This window comes from Mesorhizobium sp. M0051 (assembly GCF_040323235.1).
In the GTDB taxonomy this organism is placed as follows: domain Bacteria; phylum Pseudomonadota; class Alphaproteobacteria; order Rhizobiales; family Rhizobiaceae; genus Mesorhizobium.
On the sequence record NZ_JAMYUT010000003.1, the window covers coordinates 26,751 to 50,592 of the forward strand.

Below are 23,842 nucleotides of genomic sequence, written 5' to 3' on the forward strand. Positions count from 1 at the left end.
CGAAAAACGGAACGGCAAAAACGCCGCCCACGGCTTTTCCGGGGATCACACCCCGGCGACGGCGCCGCATCGCCACGCCGGGGTGGCCTGAATTAGGCTACCAGAGATTCTTGCCATCGATGACCACCACTTCGACCTTGTCCAGATCGAAATCATCGAACAACCGCGAATTGACGCTGATCTTGGGATTCTCGAAATTAGGCTCGCCCGTCGACCAGTCCGGCGTTTCCGTGAAGGTGCCGCAGCCGCAGGTAGCGCAAAACCCATGATTTACCGTTTTCGACCCCCATCGGTAGAAAGAAACGTTCTCCATCGGGCTGGTGAGCTTGAATTGCGATGGAATGTAGTAGGCCCAGAGCGAGCCGCGTTTCGAGCAGAACGAACAGGTGCATTGCGTCACAGTCTGCGGTGCCTGCGAAACCTCAAACGTCGTCGCCTTGCAATGACAGCTTCCCTTGATGGTCATCGACGAATTCCTCTCCATTGCCCGCCACCTATGGGGCAAAGGCAGCATAAAGAAGTGCTCCTGACAACCGTCTGTCATCATGCGTCCACCGAACCACGAATGCCCGGGCTGCCCAGGCATAGACAAGCTCCGGCAAGTCAGTAGCCTGCCCCATTACACGCGGCCGCGGATGTCGTGTCGTCAATAAGAGCGAGGCGGCACGAACAGGCAGATTGTCTTGCCGGCGTCGAGACCGGCCTGATGCGCGCACCAGTGGAACTCACCGTCAGGGCTGTCCTTGACGCGCTTGTCGCTCATGGGAACAACCTCACCCGTGCCGGCGATGACATAGCCCTCGGGTTTTTCCAACACTTCGCCAGTATGAGCCGTACGACAATCATAGTTGGCGCAGCATGCGAATGGGTAACTCCAGCCTAGTGGCTTTGCCGCTGTCGGTGTGGCGTCATGCGCAAAGGCAGGTGCCGTCAGCATTGCGATTGCGGCAATTGCGAACAGGGAAAACAAGAGTCGGCCGGCCGGTTCAGCGGCATGGGCCGATCTGGAAGTGGCAGCAGACATGGAAGCGTTCCTTTCAAACGAGCATCAAGCAGTTCGCTTGCCCGTTCCCGGAACGTGTCTTCCCAGCGGCCAGATCGTCAGCTTGCAGATATGCCGCGCCCGGCCATAAATGCTTTTTGTCTCCCCTCAATGCCGTGATGGTGAGCGCAAATGTGAGTCGGCGCAAGAAATTGCTGCGTTCACGAGTACCGCGGCGCATGCCAACCAATCATCCGCTACCGACCGCTGAAATCAACTTCCCGGCAAACAGGTGTCGAATAAACGGGATCGGTGCCGTGTGGTTCCAGCCTATGGCTGGTTGGCGATCACATGCTCTTGATATTGAGGCAGGCCGTCGGCATTCTCTCCTCGTCCTGGGGCGCAGGGTTCGGGTCCATCAGCACCGGCAGCGCATGAGCCGCCGTTTGCAGGCCGGCCTCACCTGAATATGAGCATACCCTTAGTCCAGGTCCGCCACTGCTTCGCCGGCACCGCCTTCGATGCGCTGCGACAATGAGGCCTCCATGAAATCGTCGAGGTCGCCATCGAGCACGCTCGACGGGCTGGTGCTCTCGACGCCGGTGCGAAGATCCTTCACCAACTGATAGGGCTGCAGCACATAGGAGCGTATCTGGTGACCCCAGCCAATATCACTCTTCGAGGCTTCGGTGGCGTTTGCAACCGCCTCGCGCTTCTTCAGCTCCTCCTCATAGAGACGCGAGCGCAGCATTTCCCAGGCCTTGGCCTTGTTCTTATGTTGCGAACGTTCGGCCTGGCAGGCGACAGCGATGCCGGTCGCAAGGTGGGTGATGCGCACCGCGGAGTCGGTGGTGTTGACGTGCTGGCCGCCGGAGCCGGACGAGCGATAGGTATCAATGCGAACATCGGATTCGGAAACGTCGATCTCGATCGTGTCGTCGATGACCGGATAGACCCAGACGCTGGCGAAGGACGTATGCCGACGTGCGTTGCTGTCATAGGGCGAAATACGCACTAACCGATGCACACCGGATTCGGTCTTCATCCAGCCATAGGCGTTGTGGCCCTTGATCATCAACGTGGCGGACTTGATGCCGGCCTCTTCGCCGTCATGCACCTCCAGGACCTCGACCTTGAAGCGGCGCCGCTCGGCCCAGCGCGTGTACATGCGCAGCAGCATCGACGCCCAATCCTGGCTTTCGGTGCCGCCGGCGCCGGCATGGATTTCGAGATAAGTGTCGTTGGCGTCGGCTTCACCCGACAGCAGCGTCTCAACCTGGCGGGCCTTCGCTTCGCCCTGCATCGAACGGAGCGCGGCTTCGGCTTCGGCGATCACGCCCTCGTCGCCCTCTTCCTCGCCGAGTTCGATCAGGCCGATATTGTCTTCCAGCGCCTGCGTCAGCCCTCTCACCGAGGCGATGCCTTCTTCGAGGCTCTGACGTTCGCGCATCAGTTTCTGCGCTTCCAGCGGTTCGTTCCAGAGACTGGCGTCCTCGGCGCGCACATTGAGGTATTCAAGCCGTTTTATGGCCTGATCCCAGTCAAAGATGCCTCCTCAGCAGGGTGATCGCCTGCCTGATCTCGTCGACAATATTCTGCGTTTCCGCGCGCATGGCTGGCTGTTCTGTCCTGTGTTTGCTGAAATCGGTCGGCGCGATACATAGGGAGGCCGCCGCCGGCTGTAAAGCAAAATGGGCTGGCGCAAGGCCAGCCCACCCGCCCATGAAAGTCGTCAGTAGAGGCCGCCGCCGCCGGACTGGATGGCTTGATTGGCCTGTGGCGACAGCGCGCCACCTGTGGCATTTGAGCCGTCGGCGCCCATGCCGATCACCCAATAGCTGTCAGCAGGACCGGTACCCGGCTTGAAGGCTTCCGTGATGGTGCCGGGATCACCCGCTGCGGCGCGCATGCCGGTCTTGCGATTGATGGCGACCAGACTCATGCCGTCCGGAACCTTGAAGTCGACATTGGGCGTGCCATCCAGCGCCACCCGCATGAAGTCCTTGAAGATAGGTGCTGCAAGACCACCGCCGGTGGCGCCATGACCAAGGCCGCGCGGCGTGTCGTAGCCCATGTAGAGACCGACGACGAGATTGGGCGTGTAACCGATGAACCAGGCGTCCTTCTCGTCGTTGGTCGTTCCGGTCTTGCCGGCGATGTGGCGGCCGAGTTCGCCGATGGTGGCGCCGGTGCCACGCTGCACGACGCCTTCCATCATCGAGGTGATCTGGTAGGCGGTCATCGGATCGAGCACCTGCTCGGAGTTGTCGACCAGTTCCGGCTCGGGCTGGTTCTGCCATTCGGTCGCATTGCACCCCTGGCAGCCACGTTCGTCCTGCTTGAACACCGTCTTGCCGTAGCGGTCCTGGATGCGGTCGATGAGCGACGGTTTGATCGACTTGCCGCCATTGGCCATGATCGAATAGGCCGACACCATACGCATCACGGTCGTTTCGCCGGAGCCTAGCGCCATCGGCAGATAGGGGGCCAGATGGTCGTAGACACCAAAGCGCTCGGCATATTCGACGACCAGCTTCATGCCCATGTCATTGGCAAGCCGCACCGTCATGAGGTTGCGCGACTTCTCGATGCCGGAGCGCAGGGTCGCCGGGCCCGCGACGGTGCCGTCGTAGTTCTTCGGCGTCCAGGTCGTGTTGCCGCTCTGGATGGTGATCGGTCCGTCCATGATCACCGAGGCCGGCGTATAGCCATTGTCGAGAGCCGCCGAATAGACGATCGGCTTGAAGGAGGAGCCCGGCTGGCGCATGGCTTGCGTCGCGCGGTTGAATTCGGACTGAGCGTAGGAGAAGCCGCCGACCATGGCCAGCACCCGGCCGGTATGCGGATCCATGGCGATCAGGCCGCCTTCCACTTCGGGGACCTGGCGCAGGCTGTAGGCGCTATCGGAGCCATCGTTCTTCTGCACGAAGATGACGTCGCCCGGTTTCAACACCTCTGCCGGCGACTTGGCCTTGACGGTCTTGCCGTCGACCACATGGCGCATGGCAAAACCCATGTCCTCCTTGCTGACGGTGCCTTCGACGCGTTCCTTGGCGATCTCGCCCGACGCCTGGCGCGCTGGCTGAAGGCCGATCGACAGACCGGTCGCCGAACTGTCGAGCACGACGGCGAGCGACCATTCCGGAACATCCTCCAGCCCCTTGACGCTGCCCAGCGGCACGCCCCAGTCGCCGGACACGTCGATTGACGTCACCGGCCCGCGATAACCGCGCAGGGTGTCATATTTCATCAACCCGTTCTGCATCGACTTGCGGGCAATGAGCTGGATCTTCGGATCAAGGGTGGTGCGGACGGAAAGGCCGCCCTCGTAGAGCGCATTCTCGCCGTAACGGGCAATGATCTGGCGGCGCACCTCTTCGGTGAAGTACTCGCCGGCAAACAGATAGTTGCCGTTCCGGCGCGGCGTCACGCCCAGCGGCTCGGCCTTGGCCTTGGCACCTTCCTCACGCGTGACATAGCCATTCTCGACCATCTGGTCGATGACCCAGTTGCGGCGCTCCAGCGCGCGATCGGTATGCTTGAAGGGGTGATAATTGTTCGGACCCTTCGGCAGGGATGCCAGATAGGCGGCCTCGGCCACGCTGAGCTCGTTGACCGACTTGTCGAAATAGGTCAGCGCCGCACCGGCGACGCCGTAGGCGCCGAAGCCGAAGAAGATTTCGTTCAGGTAGAGTTCGAGAATACGGTCCTTGGGATAGGCCTGCTCGATGCGGAAGGCGAGGATCATCTCCTTGATCTTGCGCTCGTAGGTCTGGTCCGAGGACAACAGGAAGTTCTTCGCCACCTGCTGGGTGATCGTCGAGGCGCCGACCTGGCGCCTGCCGGAGCCGAAATTCTGCAGGTTGACGATGATGGCCCGGCCGAGACCGGTCACGTCGATGCCGGGATGATTGTAGAAGTTCTTGTCTTCCGCGGACAGGAAGGCCGCCTTGACGCGATCCGGTATGGCCTGGATGGGCAGATACAGGCGCCGTTCGCGGGCATATTCGGCCATCAGCGCACCATCCGACGAATGGATGCGGGTGGTCACCGGCGGCTCGTATTTGGCCAGCACCTCGTAGTCGGGCAGATCCTTCGACAAATGGCCAATGTAGATCGCAACGCCCGCCGCGACCAGAAGGGCCAGCGTCGTGCCGATGCCGAAAAAATAGCCAATAAGACGAATCATACCCGCTCCAGTCCTTGGTTCGGGAATTTCCTAAACGAAGCCGCCTTTCGCGCAAGCATTCGAGCCGGTCCCAATCCGTAATCGAAAACCCTTGTCGCCACCATGTGGGCAAAATACGGCAATGCCGGATTTCGCGGCCCCGAGCCGGAAATAAAAGCACTGGTGTTGTCGTCGCGCCACGCCGGCTCTGGTTGCAGAGCCGCCGGACATGTCAGCCTCCGGCCCTTGCTCCGGCTTTGGCTGAAGCGAAAAGCGCAACGGCGTTGGTTATGCTCTGGGCCGCCTTGCCGCGCCAGTCGGGGTTGAGCAGCTGGGCCTCGTCCTTGGCGTTCGAGAGGTAACCGAGTTCAACCAGCACGGACGGCACATCGGGTGCCTTCAGCACCTTGAAGCCCGCCGAACGCTGCGGATTGTTTATGAGCCCGACGCTGGTCGACAGCTGGCCGACCAGCGTGTGAGCGAAACTCATCGAGAAATTGTGCGTTTCGCGGCGGATCAGGTCGATCAGAATGTCGGTGACTTCCTTGCTGTCGTTCTTGATCTCCATGCCGGCGAACTGGTCGGAGAGGTTCTCACGGTCGGCAAGCGCCTGCGCCTCGGGATCGGAAGCCTTGTCGGAGACGGTGTAGACAGTGGCGCCGCGGATACCCTTGACGCTGATTGTGTCGGCATGGATGGAAATGAGCAGGTCGGCCTCGTGCTGGCGGGCAATGCGCACGCGATCGTCCAGACGCAGGAATTCGTCGGTGTCGCGCGTCATGAACACATCGTAATTGCCGACGGCGGCGAGTTTGTCGCGCAACTCCGTGGCAAAGGCCAGCGTTACGTTTTTCTCGATGGTGCCGTTCAGGCCCTCGGCGCCGCCGTCGATGCCGCCATGACCTGGGTCGATGACGACGGTGAAGCGATGGCCCGGATTGGAGACCGGTCCAGTGCCGACCCGCTCGCCCTTGTCGGTCGAAACCGTCGATCCGGTGGTCAGCGCCTGATTGGCAAGTGCGGCATCGAATTCGCGCTCGGAAGCCGCCGACATGTCGATGGCAATGCGGTAGCCGGTTCCGTCCTCGTTCTTGAGCACATCGAGCTTGTCGACGGCGAAGGGCCCCTTGCCGGTGAGGATCAGCCGCGAAACGCCCTCGCCGAGATCGCCCAGGCGTACGCCCTTGACCAGGCCGCGTGCCTTCAAATCCTTGGCGTCAATGGCGAACCTCGTATTCGCTAGGTCGATGACAAGGCGGTTGGGGCCGCGCAGCAGGAACCATTTGATATCGGGCTCACGGTCGAAATCCATGACGATCCGCATCTTGGTGGCGTTGCCCGCCATCTTGTAGCCTTTTGCCACGGCCGGAGCGTCGTCGGCTTGGGCAATCGAGGAAAAGGCAGACGAGATCGTCAGCAACAACAAGAAGCAGAAAGTGGCCAGAATCCGACTGCCGACACGACATCCCTTGTCTGTGAAGTCTGCCGGTCCCATCTTTCGTCCAGTCGCTCCCGGTTTGGCGCCAGGCGCCTGGTCGATTCGTCGAAGTGCCGGTTAGGCCGCGAACTCGATTAACGATTGGTATCCAGAGAAGGTTAACCAAGCCTTTTCATGCAAGGGTCGAACCAGACTTACGCAACGGAACTGCTTTTTGCCGGCATCGGAAATCGGGGTTGCCTTCCACCCCGCCAAATCATAAAAGCGATGGTGGATCACTGCAATCCTGGAACCGCCCTCCTCCGCAGCTTCCTGCTACAGGGTCAGATGAAAAAGGCGGCTCCTTTCGCTTCACGCGAAAAGGCTCCAGGTGATCGCGACGAATTTCGCAGGTGTGCGCCCGTGGCGGGGGAATCGCCTGCGTGAGGAAAACGGCCGGGTTTGTTCCCGTGCCGGCTCTGTATGAGCAAACAAGCTGGTCCGGTTCGTCCGGGCTTTGGTTCAAAAGGTTCTGCTGGTGACGATGGCTTCAAGCGCAATCATGGAAAGGTCCGCATCAAACCGCGCCAGTATGGCTGCGGGCGGCACCGCCATGGCGCTCAAGCGGCGGCCGGCGGACGTTAAGATATCCGGCACCCACACTCCAGAAACGCAGCAGCAGGCATTGCCTCGCAAGCTGCGGCTGACGGCTGCCGGGGGGAAACGAAATAATGCCCAACAAAATGCTGATAGACGCCTCCCACCCGGAGGAAACACGCGTTGTCGTCGTTCGCGGTAACCGTATTGAAGAATTCGACTTTGAATCCCAGGACAAGAAGCAGCTTAAAGGAAACATCTACCTAGCCCGCGTAACGCGCGTAGAGCCCTCCCTTCAGGCAGCCTTTGTCGAATATGGCGGGAACCGTCACGGTTTTCTCGCCTTTAGTGAAATTCACCCCGATTACTACCAGATTCCGGTCGCCGATCGTCAGGCACTGCTGCGCGCGGAAGCGCAGGAGGCCGAGGACGAGGAGAATGAGGACGGCGATGGCGAAGATCGCCAGAGCCGCGATCGTGGACGGCGCGGCCGTCGGCGCGGCGGCAAGACACGCGACCGTGGTGAGCACAAGCGCGATGCAGCCGAATCCGGCGAGGCAAGCGAAGCTGCCGGGGCAAGCGAAGATAACGACAATGGCGCCGACGCTGTTGTCGAGGACATCTCCCACACCTCCGAGATCATCGAACATGCGGCCGATACGTCGGAACATGCCGATGCGTCCGGACATGAAGAAGCTGAGCAGGACGAAGGCGAAACCCGCGAAGGCGGTCCGACATCGATCGCAGCCTCCGTCGAAGCCGATGTGATTTCCGAATCCGTCCCGCAGGCCGAACAAAACAGCGAAGCTACGTCAGGCGACAGTGATCGCGGCATGCTGGAAGAAGTGCAGTCCTCGCATCCGGATGATCATGAGATCGAATCGGTCGGTGCCGAGGATGCGCTGGAAGAAGTGCGCAACCGGCGCAAGCCGGTGCGCCGCCAGTACAAGATCCAGGAAGTGATCAAGCGCCGGCAGATCCTGCTGGTGCAAGTCGTCAAGGAAGAGCGCGGCAACAAGGGCGCGGCGCTGACCACCTATCTTTCGCTTGCCGGCCGCTATTCGGTGCTGATGCCGAACACGGCGCGCGGCGGCGGCATTTCGCGCAAGATCACCAGCGCGGTCGACCGCAAGCGCCTCAAGGAGGTCGTTGCCGATCTCGAAGTGCCGCAGGGCATGGGCGTCATCCTGCGCACCGCCGGCGAGAGCCGCACCAAGGCGGAGATCAAGCGCGATTACGAATATCTGATGCGGCTTTGGGAAAATGTCCGCAGCCTCACCTTGCAGTCAACGGCGCCTGCCCTGGTCTATGAGGAAGGCAGTCTGATCAAGCGTTCGGTGCGCGACCTCTACAACAAGGATATCGACGAGATTCTTGTCTCCGGCGAGGAAGGCTATCGCGAGGCCAAGGACTTCATGCGCATGCTGATGCCGAGCCACGCCAAGGTGGTTCAGCCTTTCCGCGACACGACGCCGATCTTCGTGCGCAACGGCATCGAGGCGCAACTCGACCGCATGCTGCAGCCGCAGGTGACGCTGAAGAGCGGCGGCTACATCATCATCAACCAGACCGAGGCGCTGGTTGCCATCGACGTCAATTCGGGCCGCTCCACCAAGGAGCACTCGATCGAGGACACCGCGCTCCACACCAATCTGGAGGCCGCCGAGGAAGTCGCACGCCAGCTCAGGCTGCGCGATCTCGCCGGCCTGATCGTCATCGACTTCATCGACATGGAGGAGAACCGCAACAACCGCTCCGTCGAGAAGCGGCTGAAGGATCACCTCAAGAACGATCGCGCGCGCATCCAGGTCGGCCGTATCTCGCATTTCGGTCTGATGGAGATGTCACGCCAGCGCATCCGCGCCAGCGTGCTGGAATCGACCATGAAGCCCTGCCCGCATTGCGGCGGCACCGGCCATGTGCGGTCCGATTCGTCGGTAGCGCTGATGGTGGTGCGGGCAATCGAGGAGTTCCTGCTCAAGGATTCGCGCAGCCACATCACCGTGCGGACACCGGCGGCGACCGCGCTCTACGTGCTCAACCACAAGCGCGGCACGCTTGTGGAACTCGAGAGCCGCTTTGGGCTGACGATCACCATTGAGGCTGACGATTCAGTCGGTGCGCAGCACTATGCGATCTTCCGCGGCGCGCTGGCCGAGAAGCCGGAAGGCTTTGTCGAGGCCCGCAGCTTCCCGGCCTATGTCGAGCCGGAAGAGCCCGAGGACGAGATTGTCGTCGTCGAGGAAGACGATGAGGCGCCGGTGCAGGCCGAACAGCCACGCCCGCAGCCGCAGCAACAACCCCGACCCGCTGCCGGCGGTGAGGAAGGCGAAGGCCGTGACCGCAAGCGTCGCAAGCGCCGCAGACGTCGCGGCGGCAAGGATCGCGACCGCGAACATGGCGCGCCAACGGACGGCGCTGTCATTTCCGCTCCAGCCGGCGAGTTCACAGAATCCGCCGCCAGTGACAGTGACGCGGAAGCGGGCGACAACGCCCCTCTCGGTGTTGCCGAAACGGCTGAAACTTCGGATGAAGGCCAAGGCAAGAAGCGGCGGCGCGGCAAGCGCGGCGGCAAACGCAACCGCCGCGAAGACGGCGAAGGCGAGGCCGAGGCAAGCACTGGCGAAACTGCCGACGCGTCTGAAGGCGAAGTCTCGGTAACCGAGGCCAGCGAACCTCTGGTCGCCGCACCGGTCGAAGAGCCGGCGGCGCTTGCTCCGGCCAATGACGACGCGCCCAGCACCGAGAAGCCGAAGAAGCCACGCCGTGCCGCCAAGCCGAAGAAGGCCGCGGCCGAGGTCGTCGCGGAGGAGCCGGCTGCCGAGGCGGAAGCACCGGTCGAGACGCCGGCCACTGCGTCAGACGAGGCCATTGCCGTCGAGCAGGCACCGAAGGCCCGCCCGTCGCGGCGCAAGCCGGCCGCCGTCAATGCGCCGGTTGTGCCGGTGGTGTCCTCGACCGTAGCCGAAGAAGCGGCGGCGAAAACCGAGGACAAGCCGAAGCGTGCAGGCTGGTGGCAGCGAAAAGGGTTTTTCTAAGCCTTTCAGTCGCTTGAAGTGATTTTCTGACAAATAAATCCCGCGCTGTTTCGAAAGACGGCGCGGGATTTTTGGTAGCGAGGGGCGGCGCCCCTGGTTCCTCGTTGACCTATCTGTTCTTGCCCGGCAGGTCCGACGTGGTCGTCGTTGAGCAGTTATTACAGTCGGTCTCGCCCTGTTTCACCTGACCATGTGGTCCTGAAGTCGTGGTTGTCGTTGTCGTCGTGCCACTGTTGTCCGGGTTGGCGCTGTCATTTGTTTTTCCGCCATTTCCCTGTCCGGATGTGGTTGACGTATCGCTGTCAAATCCATTCTTCACGGCAGACGCGGGAGCGGACGCTGCGAGCGCGAGTGCCAAAGCCGCCGCGAAAGTAAGGAGCGCTTTCATCTCTTCCTCCACTGAGAAGCCTAAAGGCGACGCATCTTTTTTGAGAGGCCGCATTTTTTTCTGAGGCAGAGGCACGTGAGAGGCAGAGGCACGGCCTGATGCCGCAAAGAACTATATGAGACCCTTCCAGCGAAGGGGGCCATTCTCCGTTCGATAGTATTATGGTCAATGGCCCGGAACTGATCGAACGATATATGTCGTTCGGGTTAGACGGTGCCGCGGCAGGCGCTGTGGGCACTCGCCGGCAAATCCAAGATTCTGAACTGACCCACTACCGAATTTTTCACATCTGGCGTTCCGACCCGCCGCGAAATGCTAAAGCGCTTCTTTGATTCTACGTTCTACGCATGCCGTTGTCCCAAAATCGCTGCGCACTTTTGGACGACACGCATCAAGGCGCGAAGATCGACCAGTTCATCATCCTGGCCAACTTTTCCAGCGCGATCGATCCCAGCTTGGAATTGCCGTTGGCGTTGAGGCCGGGCGACCAGACGGCAAGCGACGCCACGCCCGGGACGATGCCCAATATGCCGCCGCCGACGCCGCTCTTGCCGGGGATGCCGACGCGGAAGGCAAAGTCACCGGAGCCGTCATAGTGGCCACAGGTTAGCATCATGGCGCCGATGCGTCGCGCCCGCTCGGCCGACACCACGGAATGCCCGGTCGCCGGATTCTTGCCGCCATTGGCCAGGAAGCGGCCGGCCAGCGCCAGTTGCCGGCAGCTCATGGCGATGGCACAATGATGGAAATAGACGCCCAGCGCCAGCTCCGGCGCATGGTGCAGATTGCCGAAGGATTTCATGTAGTTGGCGAGCGCGAAGTTACGATAGCCGGTGGCGCGCTCGGACGCGGCGACCTCGCGGTCGATGATGATCGTTTCGTCATCGGCGAGGAACTGGACGAAGCGCAGGATTTCGCCGATCGCTTCGCGCGGCTCGTGGCCGGCGAGCAGGATGTCGGAAATGACGATGGCGCCGGCATTGATGAACGGATTGCGCGGAATGCCGTTCTCGTGCTCGAGTTGGACGATCGAGTTGAATGGATTGCCCGAAGGCTCGCGCCCAACCCGCTGCCACAGCGCGTCGCCGACATTGCCGAGCGCCAATGTCAGGGTGAACACTTTCGAGATGCTCTGGATCGAAAAGGCCTGTTCGGCATCGCCCGCCATCAGCATGCGGCCGTCATTGGTGACAGCCGCGATGCCGAACTTCTTCGGATCGACCTTGCCCAGTTGCGGAATATAGGACGCGACGTCGCCACGATCGGTGCGTTCCGCCATTTCAGCGGCGACTTCGGCCAATGCCTGATCAAGTTTCGTAGCCTGTCCGAGCTCCGGCATGGCGCTACCTCAACCAGCGTTCAATGCGCGCCATCGCTTCGACCATGTCGTCGTGGCTGCCGGCATAGGAAAAGCGCATGGTTCGATGTCCCGCCTGGGTATCGAAGTCGCGGCCGGGGGTTGCCGCGACATGCGCCTCAGCCAGCATCTTTCGCGCGAAGGCCATGCTGTCATTGGTATGCCGGGTGACATCGCAAAAGGCATAGAAGGCGCCGTCCATGGGTGCCGCCAGCGGAAAGCCGAGCTCCGGCAGGCGTTTCATCAACAGCTCGCGATTCCAGGCGTAGCGGGCTTTCACCGCTTCCAGCTCCTCGATCGCCTTGAACGCTTCGATCGCTGCTATCTGCGAAAGTTCCGGCGGCGAGATGTAGAGGCTCTGGGCGACACGCTCGACCGGTCGCACCAGATCTTCGGGCAGCACCATCCAACCGATGCGCCAGCCGGTCATGCAGTAGTATTTGGAGAAGGAATTGATCACCGTCACGCTATCCCCATAGGCGAGCGCCGTGGTGTCGGGGGCGGCGTAGGCCAGCCGGTGGTAGATCTCGTCCGAGATCACGGCGATGCCAAGTTCCTCGGCGGTCCGTACCAGCGCCGCCAGGTCATCGGCCGGTATGACCGCGCCGGTCGGATTGGCCGGACTGGCGAAGAGCACGCCTTTCAGCGGCTTTTCATGATGCGCCGTTTCCAGGTGGTCGGCATGCAGGTAGGCGGCGTCGCCGAGTTCGATCTCGATCACCTCGATGCCGAGTGCTGCCATGATGTTGCGATAGGCAGGATAGCCGGGAGCCGCGATGGCGACGCGATCGCCTGGATCGAACATCGCCAGGAAAGCGAGGTTGAAAGCGGCCGACGATCCCGTGGTCACGGCGATCCGGCCGGGCTCGATATCGAGCCCGTAGTGATCGGCATAGTGTTCGGCAATCGCCTTGCGCAAACCTGCCAGTCCCAGCGCGTCGGTGTAGCCGATGCGTCCGTCCTGCAAGGCCTTGGCCGCGGCCGCGCGAACCAGAACCGGTGCGGGATCGGAAGGCTGGCCGACGGCCATCGAAACAACCGGCACGCCTGCTGCCTTCAGCCGGTTTGCCTCGGCCAGAATGTCCATGGCATGGAAGGGCTCGACATTGCCACGGCGTGAGAGCGAAACGACCATTTTATCCCTGTTCCCGACCAAGCGCGCCAAGCCCCTGACGCATACGCCGCACAAATGCCCGATTGATGTGAGGATCACAAGTTGAGGAAGTTTCCGGCGCCGACTTTTCATCTTTCGCCCGCTCGTCTACCAGTGGAGCCATCATGTTGAGCCGACCCAGATCGACGATTGCCCGGACAGCGCGCGTCTTCGCGACGCTTTCGCTTGGCGTTGCGGTCGCAGCGGCAAGTTCGGTCAGCGCCTTCGCCCAGAACGTGCCGGTCGTACGCGACGCCGAGATCGAAGCGCTGGTGCGCGACTACGCGCGGCCGATCTTCAGGGCGGCGGGTCTGGCAAATGACGGCATCGACATCGTGCTGGTCAACGACCAGAGCTTCAACGCCTTCGTCACCGGGCGCCGGCTGTTCATCAACACCGGTGCGCTGATGACGGCCGAGACGCCCAACGAGATCATCGGCGTCATTGCCCACGAAGCCGGCCATATCGCCGGCGGTCACCAGCAGAAACTGCGCGACCAGCTCGAACGCGCCAAGACGATGGCCATCATCGCGACGTTGCTTGGCGCCGGCGCCATGGTCGCCGGTGCGACCACCAACAGCCGCGGCCTTGCCGGCGCCGGCATGGGCGTGGCGGCCGGTGGCGGCGAGATGGCACAGCGCAGCATCCTCGCCTATCAGCGCACCGAGGAGATGACGGCCGATCGCTCGGCGATCACTTATCTCAACGCCACCGGCCAGTCCGGCATGGGCATGCTGAAGACCTTCCGCCGCTTCCAGACGGCGCTGTCGCTTTCGGGAGCGCAGGTCGATCCCTACCGGATCAGCCATCCGATGCCGCAGGACCGCATCTCCAATCTGGACGTGCTGGTGAAACAGAGCCCCAATGTCGATAGGCTGGACCCTCCCGCCCTGCAGCAGCGTCATGACATGATGCGGGTGAAGATCGCCGTCTACATGGATGGCCAGGCGGCTGCGTCGCGGCTGATGCGAAAGATGCAGGGAACACTGGCCGCACAGTATGGCGACGCTCAGTCGACCTACCTGTTCGGCAACATTGCCGCTGCCCTCGCCAAGACCAATGCATTGATCAAGGCGCAGCCGAAGAACGCCTATTTCCAGGAACTGCGCGGCGATATCCTGATGAAGGCGAACAAGCCCAAGGATGCGGCCGAGGCCTATGCGAAGGCAGTCAGCCTCGATCCGGCGCGGTCCGGATTGCTGCCTGTCTCCCTTGGCCAGGCGCTGATGGCCGTCGGCACGCCCGACTCGCTGAAAAAAGCCGTGGTGCAGATCAACAATGGCCTCGAGCGCGACAAGGAAAATTCGGCCGGCTATCGTTATCTGGCGCAAGCCTATGGCGAGCTGGGTGATATTCCGGGCGCCGAACTCGCCACCGCCGAAGGTCACTTCTATTCCGGCAACTACAAGGATGCGAAGATTTTCGCCATGCGGGCGCAGCAAGAGATGAAGCGCGGCGAGCCGCGCTGGCTTCGCGCCCAGGATATCATAAACTACAAGCCATCAACCAAGATCAAGTGAACCTTCCGGCCACGAGCTGCGACACAGCCAGGCCGGGAAACAGGTAGAAGGAACGGAACGATGAAAAAGGCACTGCTGCTGGGCACCACGGGGGTTGCGGTCGCGTTGGCCATGCTGGCTTTCGGATTCGTGGCCGGAAGCCCGCAGATTGCCAAGGCCGGTACGACGCAGCCCGTCGAGACGGTAGCGGCCGACACCAAGATCGACCGCAGCGAGGTGGAAGGCATCATCCGCGACTATCTGCTCAAGAACCCGGAAGTCCTTCTGGAGGTCCAGGACGCACTCGAGGCCAAGCAGAAGGAAGAGCAGCGCATCGCTCATCTCGGCGTGATCAAGAACGCCAAGGACCAGATATTCAACTCCGCTTTCGATGGCGTCGTCGGCAATCCGAACGGCAAGGTCACCATCGTCGAGTTCTACGATTACAATTGCGGCTTCTGCAGACGCGCCATCGAAGACATGAGGGCGCTGACCAAGTCCGATCCGGACCTGCGCTTCGTGCTCAAGGAATTCCCGATCCTCGGACCGGATTCGCAGAAGGCGAGCGTCGTCTCGATGGCCTTTCACCTGATGCACCCGGAAAAATACGGCGAGTTCCACAATGCGCTGCTAGGCGGCCAGGGACGTGCCACCGAGGCGGCGGCCATCAAGGTCGCGCTGTCGCTCGGTGCCGACGAAGCAACGCTGAGCGAGAAAATGAAGGACCCAAGAATCACCGAGGCCTTCTCCAAGACCTACGATCTTGCCAGCAAGCTGGCGATCACCGGAACGCCGTCCTATGTCGTCGGCAACGAGGTGGTATTCGGGGCGCTTGGGCAGGAAGTGCTGGCCGAAAAGATCGAGGCGGCGAAAGCCGCCCTCTGATCTTGCTACCAACCTATTTTTCTCACGGGCACATTTCCGCCTGTTGTGGACAGTGAAAGAACGCACTTGCGCTCTTTCCGCGGGCGGGTATGCCCATTATAGAAGGCCCAGCGCGTCGACTTGATGTCAGCGCCGGAAAAGGTCGGCTTTTTTGAAAACGGTTTTCGTTCTGAACGGTCCCAATCTCAACGCGCTCGGCAAACGCGAGCCTGGCATCTATGGCGGCAAGACGCTTGCCGCCATCGCCGAAGACTGCAAACAGGCCGGCACGGCACTTGGACTCGAAATCGATTTCCGCCAGTCGAATCACGAGGGCGACCTTGTCGACTGGATTCAGGAAGCCGGCGACAAGGCTGTCGGAATCGTCATCAATCCTGGCGCTTACAGCCATACCTCGATCGCCATCCACGACGCCATCCGCGCTATCGCGCCGTTGCCGGTGGCAGAAGTCCATCTTTCCAACATCCATGCGCGGGAACCATTCCGCCACGTCTCCATGGTCGCGCCGGTTGCCGTCGGCATGATCTGTGGCTTTGGGCCGCTCGGCTATACGCTGGCGCTGCAGGCGCTGGCCGCACGCCTATGACCGGCCAACAAACAGAAGGCTCGAAAATGTCGATAAAGAAGAACGGTGTTGACCAGCAGCTGATCCGCGATCTGGCGGGCATACTGAACGACACCAATCTCACGGAGATCGAGGTCGAGCTGGGCGACCTGAAGGTGCGCGTCTCACGCCAGGCGCCCGCCGTTCACGCGATCGCAGCACCGCAGCCGGCCTATGCGCCGGCAACAGCTCAGCCAGCCGCTATGGCCGCCGCCCCGGCGGTGGCCGACGTGTCGAAGAACGCGGTCACCTCGCCCATGGTCGGCACCGCCTATCTGGCACCGTCGCCCGACGCCAAGGCGTTCATCGAAGTCGGCCAGAAGGTCAAGGAAGGCCAGACGCTGCTGATCATCGAGGCGATGAAGACGATGAACCAGATCCCCTCGCCGCGCGCCGGCACGGTGACGGCGATCCTTTTCGAGGATGCGACGCCGGTCGAATACGGCATGCCGCTCGTCGTGATCGAGTAGAGCGGACTGATGTTTCAGAAGATTCTCATCGCCAATCGCGGCGAAATCGCTCTTCGGGTCCTGCGCGCCTGCAAGGAACTCGGCATCCAGACGGTGGTGGTGCATTCGACTGCCGATGCCGACGCCATGCATGTGCGGCTCGCCGACGAGAGCGTCTGCATTGGCCCGCCGCCATCGCGCGACAGCTATCTCAACATCCATCAGATCGTCGCGGCTTGCGAAATCACCGGTGCCGACGCAGTGCATCCGGGCTACGGCTTCCTGTCGGAGAACGCCAAGTTCGCTGACATCCTGGCTGCGCACAACATCACATTCATCGGCCCGACCGGCGACCACATTCGCATCATGGGTGACAAGATCGAGGCCAAGCGAACTGCAAAACGCCTCGGCATTCCGGTGGTGCCCGGTTCGGACGGCGCGGTCACCGATCAAAAGGAGGCCAGGCGCATTGCCGCCGAGATCGGCTATCCCGTGATCATCAAGGCATCCGCAGGCGGTGGTGGGCGCGGAATGAAGGTCGCCCTTACCGAGGCTGAACTTGAGATCGCCTTGCAGACAGCGAGCAGCGAAGCTGGAGCGGCCTTCGGCGACGATGCCGTCTACATCGAAAAGTACCTGGAAAAACCACGCCATATCGAGGTGCAGGTGTTTGGCGACGGCTTTGGCCGCGGCGTGCATTTCGGCGAGCGCGACTGCTCGCTGCAGCGTCGCCACCAGAAGGTCTGGGAGGAGGCTCCCTCACCGGCCCTCAACGCCGAAGAACGGGCTCGTATTGGCGGTATCTGTGCCAAAGCCATCGCTGATCTCGGCTATTCCGGCGCCGGCACGATCGAATTCCTTTATGAGGATGGCGAGTTTTATTTCATAGAGATGAACACGCGCCTGCAGGTCGAGCATCCGGTGACGGAAGCGATCACCGGCATCGATCTCGTGCATGAACAGATCCGCGTTGCGTCCGGCGGCGGCCTCTCGGTGAGGCAGGAGGACATCAAGTTCAACGGCCATGCCATCGAATGCCGCATCAATGCCGAGGACCCGCGTACCTTCACGCCGTCTCCCGGCACGATCACGCACTTCCACACACCGGGCGGCCTGGGCATACGCGTCGATTCCGGCGTCTATTCGGGCTATAAGATCCCGCCCTATTACGATAGCCTGATCGGCAAGCTGATCGTGCATGGGCGCAACCGCGTCGAGTGCATGATGCGCCTGCGCCGCGCGTTGGACGAATTCGTCGTCGACGGTATCAAGACGACGTTGCCGCTGTTTCGCGATCTCGTCGGCAATGCCGACATCGCCAATGGCGAGTATGATATCCATTGGCTGGAAAAATATCTGGCCGAGGAAGAGTAACGCGGAGACGCGATGACCCGTCCCTACGCGCCCGGCTATCGCATTCCCACCGACCTTCTGCTCAAGGCCTATGCGTCGGGCGTGTTCCCGATGGCCGAAAGTGCCGGCGACCCGGAAGTGTTCTGGGTACGGCCGGAGACGCGTGGCATCATACCGCTCGACCATTTCCACACACCGAAAAGCCTTAGGAAAGCGATCAAGAAGAGCCCTTTCGACATCCGTTTCGATTTCGACTTCGAAGCGACGATCGACGGTTGCGCCGAGAAGCGCGCCGAGCGCCGGTCGACCTGGATCAATGCGCCGATCCGCGAAGCCTATGTCGAACTGCATCGGATAGGGCATTGTCATTCGGTCGAGGCGTGGCGCGACGAGCGGCTGGTCGGTGGCCTCTATGGTGTGTCGCTCGGCCGGGTGTTCTTTGGCGAGAGCATGTTCGCCAGGGAGACCGACGCTTCCAAGATCTGCCTTTATTATCTCGTCGAGCGCCTGAAGGCGCGGGGCTTCGCGCTACTTGATACGCAGTTCACCACCGAGCACCTCAAGCGCTTCGGCGCGGTCGACGTGCCGCGCGGCAAATACGAGAAGATGCTGGCCGATGCGCTCAAGGGCGAGGCCGTATTCTACCCCTGACGATTAGCCCCGACTTCGATCGGCGTCTGCGCATGGAACATCATCTTCCAGCCATTGGCGCGATGGACGTAGCCAGTGCTGACCAGCGCCGCGTAAGGCTCCCCGTTGTCACGTGTCGCGTGCGCCTCGTAAGTCAGCATGACGATGTCGCTGCCCGGCTCGATAATTCCCTTGAGGTCGATGTTCAGATCGCGCCAGCGATTGGGTTTGGTTGCGGTCTTGGCGAGATCGGCATTGTCCATCGCCTTTGCCATCTGCGGAAATGCTACGAGGCATTCGGTGTCGGCATTGGCGGCATAGTAGGCCGCGTCGCCCGTCCAGAACCCCTTTTCGAGTTCAAGCAATTCTGCCTTGCTGGCCGTGATGCGCTTGCTGTCTGACATCGGAAGATCCTCCTTACGCATAGATGCGCAGTCTTCCGTGGCCCAACGCTTGGTGACCGAGACGGTTCCGGAGGATCAGTTGGCGTCGGTCGAATCGGGATCCGAAGCGTCCGGCTCAGTCACATCCGGTTCTGTCACATCTGGCGTTGTCAGGTCCTGCTCGGTCGCGTCCGGGGTTGCCGCAGGTTTCGGTTTGGCTGCGGCGGGCTTCGAAGCGTCGGCTTTGGTGGCGTCAGCCTTGGCGCCGTCGGGCGCCGGGACATCCGACTTCTGTTTGCATTCCTTCAGCCAGACGTCGTAGACGGCATGCTCGACGGCGTTGAGGCCGGGGCTTTCGGCAAACATCCAACCGGTGAAGATGCGGCGGATCTTGCGGTCGAGCGTGATCTCGTCGACCTCGACGAAGGAATCTGTCCTCGGCTCTTCGTTCTGCGGCCGCGAATAGCAAACGCGTGGCGTCACCTGCAAGGCACCGAATTGCACTGTCTCGTCGATATAGACATCGAAGGTGATGATGCGGCCGGTGATCTTGTCGATGCCGGCGAACTCGGCGACGGGATTGGTGACCCGCTCCGATGCCGCGGGCGGTGCCGGCGCCGGTGCGGCGGGTTCAGGCGAGGCAGCAAACGCCACCGTGCCAACGCCAAGACCGGCGGCTAGTATCATACCGCCCATCGATGTCAGGTTGAAAAAGCTCATGCAATGGTACCGGTGGTTCGCGCCCGGGCGACATTATCGATCGCCAAGGCTAGTCGCCGTTTTCTGATCAGCAAGCAGCTAAACACCAATTGTGGCGATAAAGGACCGTCCTGCACCCTATAGCTACGATCCAGGTGTCCAGGCGTCGTAGTCGCCAGTAACCTGCGGGCGATGCTGATTGGTCAGCACCGAGCCCTTCGGGCGATAGGCAGCCGGGCTGCCGGTCAGGTTGGGCTGATGAGGCTTCTGCCAGTCGCGCGGCTTGTAGTCTTCGCTTGCCGGCGCGACATCGACGCGGTGATGGATCCAGCCGTGCCAGCCGGGCGGTATGGCTGAGGCCTCCGAATAGTTGCGATAGATGACCCAGCGGCGCGTGCGGCCTTCCGAATCGATACCGCCTTCGTAATAGACATTGCCTGCTTCGTCCTGGCCGACCTTCTTGCCATGCCGCCAGGTGTGCAGGCGCGTCCCCAGCGTCTGGCTGTTCCACCAGGTGAAAAACTGCGTCAGGAAAGTCTTCATCTTTAGAACCCTCGCGCCGGCAGGCCGTTTCCTGCTTATGGCGTCAGCCCTTGGCGAAGGCAAGGCTTTTGCCACGGGGAACGCCCAATTGGCTTGCCAAAACGCGACACAAGCCGGTGATCTCCTCCGTCGCGGGATCCGCGCTTGCCAAGCCGTTGCGGTCTTTCTAAAGCTCTGCGCGCGCCTTGCGGGTATCCAAGCCGGCAGCAGGCCAAAGGAGGTGAAGATTGGCCACGGAATTGCCGACCACCGACATCCGCATCAGCGCCGAGCTGATTCGCCGCCGCAAGGGCGGCACGCCGATCGTCTGCCTGACCGCCTACACCTACCCCATCGCCCGTCTGCTCGACGACCATGTCGATCTGCTTCTGGTTGGCGACAGCGTCGCCATGGTGCTGTACGGGCACAAGACGACGCTGGGAGCCTCGCTCGAGATGATGATCGCGCATGGGCAAGCGGTCATGCGCGGTTCGGTCAAGGCCTGCGTCGTCGTCGACCTGCCGGCTGGCAGCTATGAGGATTCTACGGTGCAAGCCGTCGCTTCGGCGCGACGCGTTATTGACGAGACCGGCTGCCAAGCGGTGAAACTCGAAGGTGGCGTCGACATGTTCGGGCAGATCGCGGCCATCGTCGCCGCCGGCATTCCGGTCATGGGACATATCGGCCTGCAGCCACAATCCGTCGAAAAGGACGGCGGCTACAAGATCAAGGGCCGCACCGAGGAGGCTGTTGCGGCTTTGCTTCGCGATGCGCTTGCCGTCGAAAGCGCCGGCGCCTTCTCTGTCGTCATCGAAGGCACGGTCGAGACGGTCGCCGCCGATATCACCGGCCGCATCGCCATTCCCACCATCGGCATTGGCGCCAGCGGCGACTGCGACGGCCAGATCCTGGTCATCGACGACATGGTCGGGCTCACCGTCGACCGGGTGCCGAAATTCGTCAAGGAATACGCCGATCTGCGCAGCGTGATCTCGCATGCGGCTGAAGTCTATGCGGCGGAGGTGCGAAGCCGGGCATTCCCCGGCCCCGGACATGTCTTTTCGGCGACAAACAGCAGGGACGACACATGAGCCGGCCACTCGTTGTCGACAGCGTCGCCGCACTTCGCGCGCAAATCCGCGACTGGCGGCACGACGGTCTTCGCGTCGCCATGGTGCCGACCATGGGCGCACTGCATGACGGGCACATCTCGCTGGTCAAGATCGCGCTCGATAGAGCCGAGCGCTGCGTCGTGTCGATCTTCGTCAACCCGACACAGTTCGCGCCGACCGAAGACCTCGACAAGTACCCGCGCCAGCTCGCCCGCGACGTCGACCGGCTCGGAATGGCGAGAGCCGACCTTGCCTTCACGCCGACGGTTGGCGAGATGTATCCCTCCGGCTTCGCCACGAGAATCTCGGTCGGCGGCCCCTCGGCCGGGCTCGAAGCGGACTTTCGGCCGACCTTTTTCGACGGCGTCGCCACCGTGGTGGCAAAGCTCTTGCTGCAGGCAACGCCCGACTGTGCGATCTTCGGCGAGAAGGACTACCAGCAGCTTTGCGTCGTCAGGCAGCTCTGCCGCGACCTCGACTTGCCCGTCGAAATCATCGGCGCACCGACGATCCGCGACGCGCATGGTCTCGCCATGTCGTCACGCAATGCCTATCTCGACGAGACCGAACTGAGGATCGCCCGCCAGTTCAACGTGATATTGCGCGACACTGCAGCGGCCTTGGCGGCAGGCGCCGGCCAGAGCCACGCAACCGAAGAGGCCAGCCGTGCCCTGATCGCGGCCGGTTTCCAGAAGGTCGACTATGTCGAGGCACGCGAAAGCCTGACGCTCGCGCCATGGCATCGAAACGGCGAAGGGCGCCTGCTCGCGGCCGCCTGGCTCGGCAAGACCAGGCTGATCGACAATGTGGAGATCCCCTCTACATAGCTCGATACGAAGTCTTGCTGCTTCGGCGCAGCGGTTTTCTGCCCGCGCCTACCGCTCTCCTAATCGTCTGCTGCCTCTGGCGAACAATTGCCCTACGAGGATTCCGACAATACCAGCACAGGCTTTCACGACTGCGTCGGCAAGCTCCGCGTGGCGACCGGGGTCGACGATCTGAAGCAGTTCCAACATGCCGGCGGTCACAATCACGAAGATCACCACGTGATAAAGTCGGTTGGGGAAGCCGAGCCCCAGGGCGAAGCCCAACAGTGCGTAAGCCAAGGCGCGCTCGACATTTGCCTCAGCGAAGTGCGGCCGCATCTGGATCGGCGACAAAGTTGCGAAAACGATGATGGCGAGCAGCGTCAGCGCGGCAATGCGGGACAGTTTGGTCATGTCACTGCATATCCGTCGTAAGCCGGCACAGCAAACGCCGGGATGACGCAGGGCCGGATCGTTGCCGCCATGCTCGAACTACTCTTCGCTTGGCATATGCAGATACATCGACTGGATGCCGACCCGGCCCGGTCCGGTGAAGCGGTTGACGACAAAGTTCATATTGGCACCGAAGAAGCCACTCGACAGGCGATCGATCTTGGTTTCCATCGTGACCGAAACATCCTTGAACAGCCAGCCACCAGGCTCGATGTCGATGGTCTCGCCGGCGGCGAGCGTCTTTTCGAAGACATTGCCATAGCCGTGCAGCCAGACGATGCCGTCCCCGGAATCACCGCGAAACCGGTCGATGAAAAAGCCGCTCTGTCCGAACAGCATCGTCGCCAGGCCACGCACACGCTCGAAAGAGTAGTCGACATTGCCGGTCGCGGCGAGAAACTGGTGCTCGCGCACCTGTATCTCGTCACCACGCTGGAGATGGATCGGTACGATGTGGCCCGGCCCATCGCGGCTGAAGGCGATAATGCCCGCCCCTGACGCCTCGGTGACGAATATCTGCATTCCGGCCATCATGCGCTTCAGCGCACCCTTCAGCGATTTAAGGCCGATGGTGATTGTGGAATTCTTCCACAAAAGGATGTGGTGCTCGAAATAGACTGGCATCCGTGTCACGTCGACCGAGAGCACCGCACCAGTTCGCCGGCTATATGATAGGTGACGCCACCAAAGGTCTCGTCCGACACCTGTGTCGGCATCAGTTCCGGCAAGCTCGGCATGAAAGTCCCCCTCGCCGTCGCGCCGTTGGATGCGGACGCTGGCCCAAGCAGCGTTGATACGGCTGCGGGGGCAGGTCAAATCAAAAACGCGAGACAATTGGCGACCGGACACGCCGATCTAGCCGAGCGGCTTCTCAAAACTCAGCATCGTCGGCCTTGAGCTGTCGCGGGATTCCGTCGCGGCGCCGACGGGCAGAAACCCTTTCGATCGGTAGAAGGCGATGGCGCCGCTATTGGCCTCCTCGACCTCGACGCGCAGCACTTGCGCTTCCGGGAAACTGTCCTCGATCTCGTCGAGCAGCGATTGCCCGATGCCGCGCCTTTGGCAGTCCGGATGGACGTAAAGCTGGTTCAACAGGATGACCTTCGCATCCGCGGTGGCGGCGGCGAAAGCCATGCCGCCGATGCGCTTGCCGTCATCGGCCACCAGGAACTCCGAATTCGGCCGTGTCAGCCGCGAACGAAGCGAGGCAATCGAGTGCCATTCATCGGTGATCTCGGTCACTTTGGCAGCGCCATAAAGGGCGTCATAGGTCGCATGCCAAGTCTCGACCAGCAGCGTCCGCACAGCGGCAAGGTCGCGCTCCCCGGCGGTGCGGACGAACACAGC

The 23,842-nt window shown here is 61.8% G+C and carries 23 protein-coding genes; 9 read left to right on the forward strand and 14 right to left on the reverse strand.

Annotated features, from left to right (window positions below; genetic code table 11):
- Positions 1–97: 97 nt before the first annotated feature.
- From NKJ90_RS03845 to NKJ90_RS03865, 5 genes are all read right to left on the reverse strand, one after another.
- Positions 98–466 (reverse strand): GFA family protein, encoded by a 369-nt coding sequence (locus tag NKJ90_RS03845; protein WP_023759377.1) that lies wholly within the window; start codon positions 464–466, stop codon positions 98–100.
- A gap of 180 nt (positions 467–646) precedes the next feature.
- Entirely contained in the window at positions 647–1,024 is a 378-nt protein-coding gene (locus NKJ90_RS03850) for a hypothetical protein (RefSeq protein WP_023759378.1), read from the reverse strand.
- A gap of 439 nt (positions 1,025–1,463) precedes the next feature.
- Positions 1,464–2,595, reverse strand: a protein-coding gene (gene prfB, locus NKJ90_RS03855) for a peptide chain release factor 2 (RefSeq protein ID WP_156938544.1) whose coding sequence is annotated in 2 segments (ribosomal slippage) — positions 1,464–2,528 and positions 2,530–2,595 — 1,131 coding nt in all. Because the reading frame shifts where the segments join, the coding sequence is not laid out codon by codon here.
- Between the two features lie 119 nt (positions 2,596–2,714).
- Positions 2,715–5,171: a penicillin-binding protein 1A gene (locus NKJ90_RS03860; protein ID WP_023759381.1), complete on the reverse strand. Its 2,457-nt coding sequence runs from the start codon at positions 5,169–5,171 to the stop codon at positions 2,715–2,717.
- Positions 5,172–5,382: 211 nt separating this feature from the next.
- Positions 5,383–6,645 (reverse strand): N-acetylmuramoyl-L-alanine amidase, encoded by a 1,263-nt coding sequence (locus tag NKJ90_RS03865; protein WP_023759382.1) that lies wholly within the window; start codon positions 6,643–6,645, stop codon positions 5,383–5,385.
- A 653-nt stretch (positions 6,646–7,298) separates the two neighbouring features.
- Between NKJ90_RS03865 and NKJ90_RS03870 the strand changes: the two genes are divergently transcribed.
- The gene (locus NKJ90_RS03870; RefSeq protein ID WP_023759384.1) at positions 7,299–10,202 is read left to right on the forward strand and encodes an Rne/Rng family ribonuclease; all 2,904 of its coding nucleotides are present in this window, start codon (positions 7,299–7,301) and stop codon (positions 10,200–10,202) included.
- A 109-nt stretch (positions 10,203–10,311) separates the two neighbouring features.
- Here the strand turns inward: NKJ90_RS03870 and NKJ90_RS03875 are convergent, their stop codons facing one another.
- The 3 genes from NKJ90_RS03875 to NKJ90_RS03885 form a co-directional block, all read right to left on the reverse strand.
- Entirely contained in the window at positions 10,312–10,590 is a 279-nt protein-coding gene (locus NKJ90_RS03875) for a hypothetical protein (protein WP_156938545.1), read from the reverse strand.
- A 391-nt stretch (positions 10,591–10,981) separates the two neighbouring features.
- A complete protein-coding gene (locus tag NKJ90_RS03880) occupies positions 10,982–11,929 on the reverse strand; it encodes a glutaminase (protein WP_023759385.1) in 948 nt (315 codons plus the stop codon).
- Between the two features lie 4 nt (positions 11,930–11,933).
- Positions 11,934–13,082, reverse strand: coding sequence for a pyridoxal phosphate-dependent aminotransferase (locus tag NKJ90_RS03885; RefSeq protein ID WP_023759386.1), 1,149 nt, complete (start codon positions 13,080–13,082; stop codon positions 11,934–11,936).
- A 143-nt stretch (positions 13,083–13,225) separates the two neighbouring features.
- Between NKJ90_RS03885 and NKJ90_RS03890 the strand changes: the two genes are divergently transcribed.
- The 6 genes from NKJ90_RS03890 (at position 13,226) to aat (ending at position 18,541) form a co-directional block, all read left to right on the forward strand.
- Positions 13,226–14,620: a M48 family metalloprotease gene (locus NKJ90_RS03890; RefSeq protein WP_023759387.1), complete on the forward strand. Its 1,395-nt coding sequence runs from the start codon at positions 13,226–13,228 to the stop codon at positions 14,618–14,620.
- A 60-nt stretch (positions 14,621–14,680) separates the two neighbouring features.
- Positions 14,681–15,484 carry a DsbA family protein gene (locus NKJ90_RS03895; RefSeq protein WP_023759388.1) on the forward strand — a complete coding sequence of 268 codons (804 nt, stop codon included), beginning with the start codon at positions 14,681–14,683 and terminating at the stop codon, positions 15,482–15,484.
- A gap of 151 nt (positions 15,485–15,635) precedes the next feature.
- Positions 15,636–16,070, forward strand: coding sequence for a type II 3-dehydroquinate dehydratase (aroQ, locus tag NKJ90_RS03900; protein ID WP_023759389.1), 435 nt, complete (start codon positions 15,636–15,638; stop codon positions 16,068–16,070).
- A gap of 26 nt (positions 16,071–16,096) precedes the next feature.
- Entirely contained in the window at positions 16,097–16,558 is a 462-nt protein-coding gene (gene accB / locus NKJ90_RS03905; protein WP_023759390.1) for an acetyl-CoA carboxylase biotin carboxyl carrier protein, read from the forward strand.
- Between the two features lie 9 nt (positions 16,559–16,567).
- The gene (accC, locus tag NKJ90_RS03910; RefSeq protein ID WP_023759391.1) at positions 16,568–17,911 is read left to right on the forward strand and encodes an acetyl-CoA carboxylase biotin carboxylase subunit; all 1,344 of its coding nucleotides are present in this window, start codon (positions 16,568–16,570) and stop codon (positions 17,909–17,911) included.
- 12 nt (positions 17,912–17,923) lie between these two features.
- Positions 17,924–18,541, forward strand: coding sequence for a leucyl/phenylalanyl-tRNA--protein transferase (gene aat / locus NKJ90_RS03915; protein WP_023759392.1), 618 nt, complete (start codon positions 17,924–17,926; stop codon positions 18,539–18,541).
- Here the strand turns inward: aat and NKJ90_RS03920 are convergent.
- From NKJ90_RS03920 to NKJ90_RS03930, 3 genes are all read right to left on the reverse strand, one after another.
- Positions 18,532–18,924, reverse strand: a complete 393-nt coding sequence (locus tag NKJ90_RS03920; protein ID WP_352485695.1) for a hypothetical protein — start codon at positions 18,922–18,924, stop codon at positions 18,532–18,534. The genes aat and NKJ90_RS03920 overlap by 10 nt on opposite strands.
- Before the next feature lie 75 nt (positions 18,925–18,999).
- Positions 19,000–19,623, reverse strand: a complete 624-nt coding sequence (locus NKJ90_RS03925; protein WP_023759394.1) for a DUF2155 domain-containing protein — start codon at positions 19,621–19,623, stop codon at positions 19,000–19,002.
- A gap of 123 nt (positions 19,624–19,746) precedes the next feature.
- Positions 19,747–20,145: an NADH:ubiquinone oxidoreductase subunit NDUFA12 gene (locus NKJ90_RS03930; RefSeq protein WP_023759395.1), complete on the reverse strand. Its 399-nt coding sequence runs from the start codon at positions 20,143–20,145 to the stop codon at positions 19,747–19,749.
- Positions 20,146–20,372: 227 nt separating this feature from the next.
- Between NKJ90_RS03930 and panB the strand changes: the two genes are divergently transcribed.
- The gene (gene panB, locus NKJ90_RS03935; protein ID WP_023759396.1) at positions 20,373–21,215 is read left to right on the forward strand and encodes a 3-methyl-2-oxobutanoate hydroxymethyltransferase; all 843 of its coding nucleotides are present in this window, start codon (positions 20,373–20,375) and stop codon (positions 21,213–21,215) included.
- Entirely contained in the window at positions 21,212–22,063 is an 852-nt protein-coding gene (panC, locus tag NKJ90_RS03940) for a pantoate--beta-alanine ligase (RefSeq protein ID WP_023759397.1), read from the forward strand. The genes panB and panC overlap by 4 nt, the downstream gene beginning before the upstream one ends.
- 48 nt (positions 22,064–22,111) lie before the next feature.
- Here the strand turns inward: panC and NKJ90_RS03945 are convergent, their stop codons facing one another.
- From NKJ90_RS03945 to NKJ90_RS03955, 3 genes are all read right to left on the reverse strand, one after another.
- Entirely contained in the window at positions 22,112–22,456 is a 345-nt protein-coding gene (locus NKJ90_RS03945; RefSeq protein ID WP_023759398.1) for a VanZ family protein, read from the reverse strand.
- Between the two features lie 78 nt (positions 22,457–22,534).
- A complete protein-coding gene (locus tag NKJ90_RS03950; protein ID WP_023759399.1) occupies positions 22,535–23,119 on the reverse strand; it encodes an AIM24 family protein in 585 nt (194 codons plus the stop codon).
- 231 nt (positions 23,120–23,350) lie between these two features.
- Positions 23,351–23,839 carry a GNAT family N-acetyltransferase gene (locus NKJ90_RS03955; protein ID WP_023759400.1) on the reverse strand — a complete coding sequence of 163 codons (489 nt, stop codon included), beginning with the start codon at positions 23,837–23,839 and terminating at the stop codon, positions 23,351–23,353.
- Positions 23,840–23,842: the final 3 nt, after the last annotated feature.

Excerpts from the sequence above, each read along its gene's own strand:
- NKJ90_RS03890 (WP_023759387.1), top strand. The coding sequence starts at position 13,226 with ATGTTGAGCCGACCCAGATCGACGATTGCCCGGACAGCGCGCGTCTTC.
- NKJ90_RS03860 (WP_023759381.1), bottom strand. The coding sequence starts at position 5,171 with ATGATTCGTCTTATTGGCTATTTTTTCGGCATCGGCACGACGCTGGCC.
- panC (WP_023759397.1), top strand. The coding sequence starts at position 21,212 with ATGAGCCGGCCACTCGTTGTCGACAGCGTCGCCGCACTTCGCGCGCAA.
- NKJ90_RS03845 (WP_023759377.1), bottom strand. The coding sequence starts at position 466 with ATGACCATCAAGGGAAGCTGTCATTGCAAGGCGACGACGTTTGAGGTT.
- NKJ90_RS03930 (WP_023759395.1), bottom strand. The coding sequence starts at position 20,145 with ATGAAGACTTTCCTGACGCAGTTTTTCACCTGGTGGAACAGCCAGACG.
- NKJ90_RS03925 (WP_023759394.1), bottom strand. The coding sequence starts at position 19,623 with ATGAGCTTTTTCAACCTGACATCGATGGGCGGTATGATACTAGCCGCC.
- accC (WP_023759391.1), top strand. The coding sequence starts at position 16,568 with ATGTTTCAGAAGATTCTCATCGCCAATCGCGGCGAAATCGCTCTTCGG.
- NKJ90_RS03895 (WP_023759388.1), top strand. The coding sequence starts at position 14,681 with ATGAAAAAGGCACTGCTGCTGGGCACCACGGGGGTTGCGGTCGCGTTG.
- NKJ90_RS03945 (WP_023759398.1), bottom strand. The coding sequence starts at position 22,456 with ATGACCAAACTGTCCCGCATTGCCGCGCTGACGCTGCTCGCCATCATC.
- NKJ90_RS03850 (WP_023759378.1), bottom strand. The coding sequence starts at position 1,024 with ATGTCTGCTGCCACTTCCAGATCGGCCCATGCCGCTGAACCGGCCGGC.
- NKJ90_RS03880 (WP_023759385.1), bottom strand. The coding sequence starts at position 11,929 with ATGCCGGAGCTCGGACAGGCTACGAAACTTGATCAGGCATTGGCCGAA.
- NKJ90_RS03870 (WP_023759384.1), top strand. The coding sequence starts at position 7,299 with ATGCCCAACAAAATGCTGATAGACGCCTCCCACCCGGAGGAAACACGC.
- NKJ90_RS03950 (WP_023759399.1), bottom strand. The coding sequence starts at position 23,119 with ATGCCAGTCTATTTCGAGCACCACATCCTTTTGTGGAAGAATTCCACA.
- NKJ90_RS03885 (WP_023759386.1), bottom strand. The coding sequence starts at position 13,082 with ATGGTCGTTTCGCTCTCACGCCGTGGCAATGTCGAGCCCTTCCATGCC.
- accB (WP_023759390.1), top strand. The coding sequence starts at position 16,097 with ATGTCGATAAAGAAGAACGGTGTTGACCAGCAGCTGATCCGCGATCTG.
- NKJ90_RS03920 (WP_352485695.1), bottom strand. The coding sequence starts at position 18,924 with ATGTCAGACAGCAAGCGCATCACGGCCAGCAAGGCAGAATTGCTTGAA.
- NKJ90_RS03875 (WP_156938545.1), bottom strand. The coding sequence starts at position 10,590 with ATGAAAGCGCTCCTTACTTTCGCGGCGGCTTTGGCACTCGCGCTCGCA.
- NKJ90_RS03865 (WP_023759382.1), bottom strand. The coding sequence starts at position 6,645 with ATGGGACCGGCAGACTTCACAGACAAGGGATGTCGTGTCGGCAGTCGG.
- aat (WP_023759392.1), top strand. The coding sequence starts at position 17,924 with ATGACCCGTCCCTACGCGCCCGGCTATCGCATTCCCACCGACCTTCTG.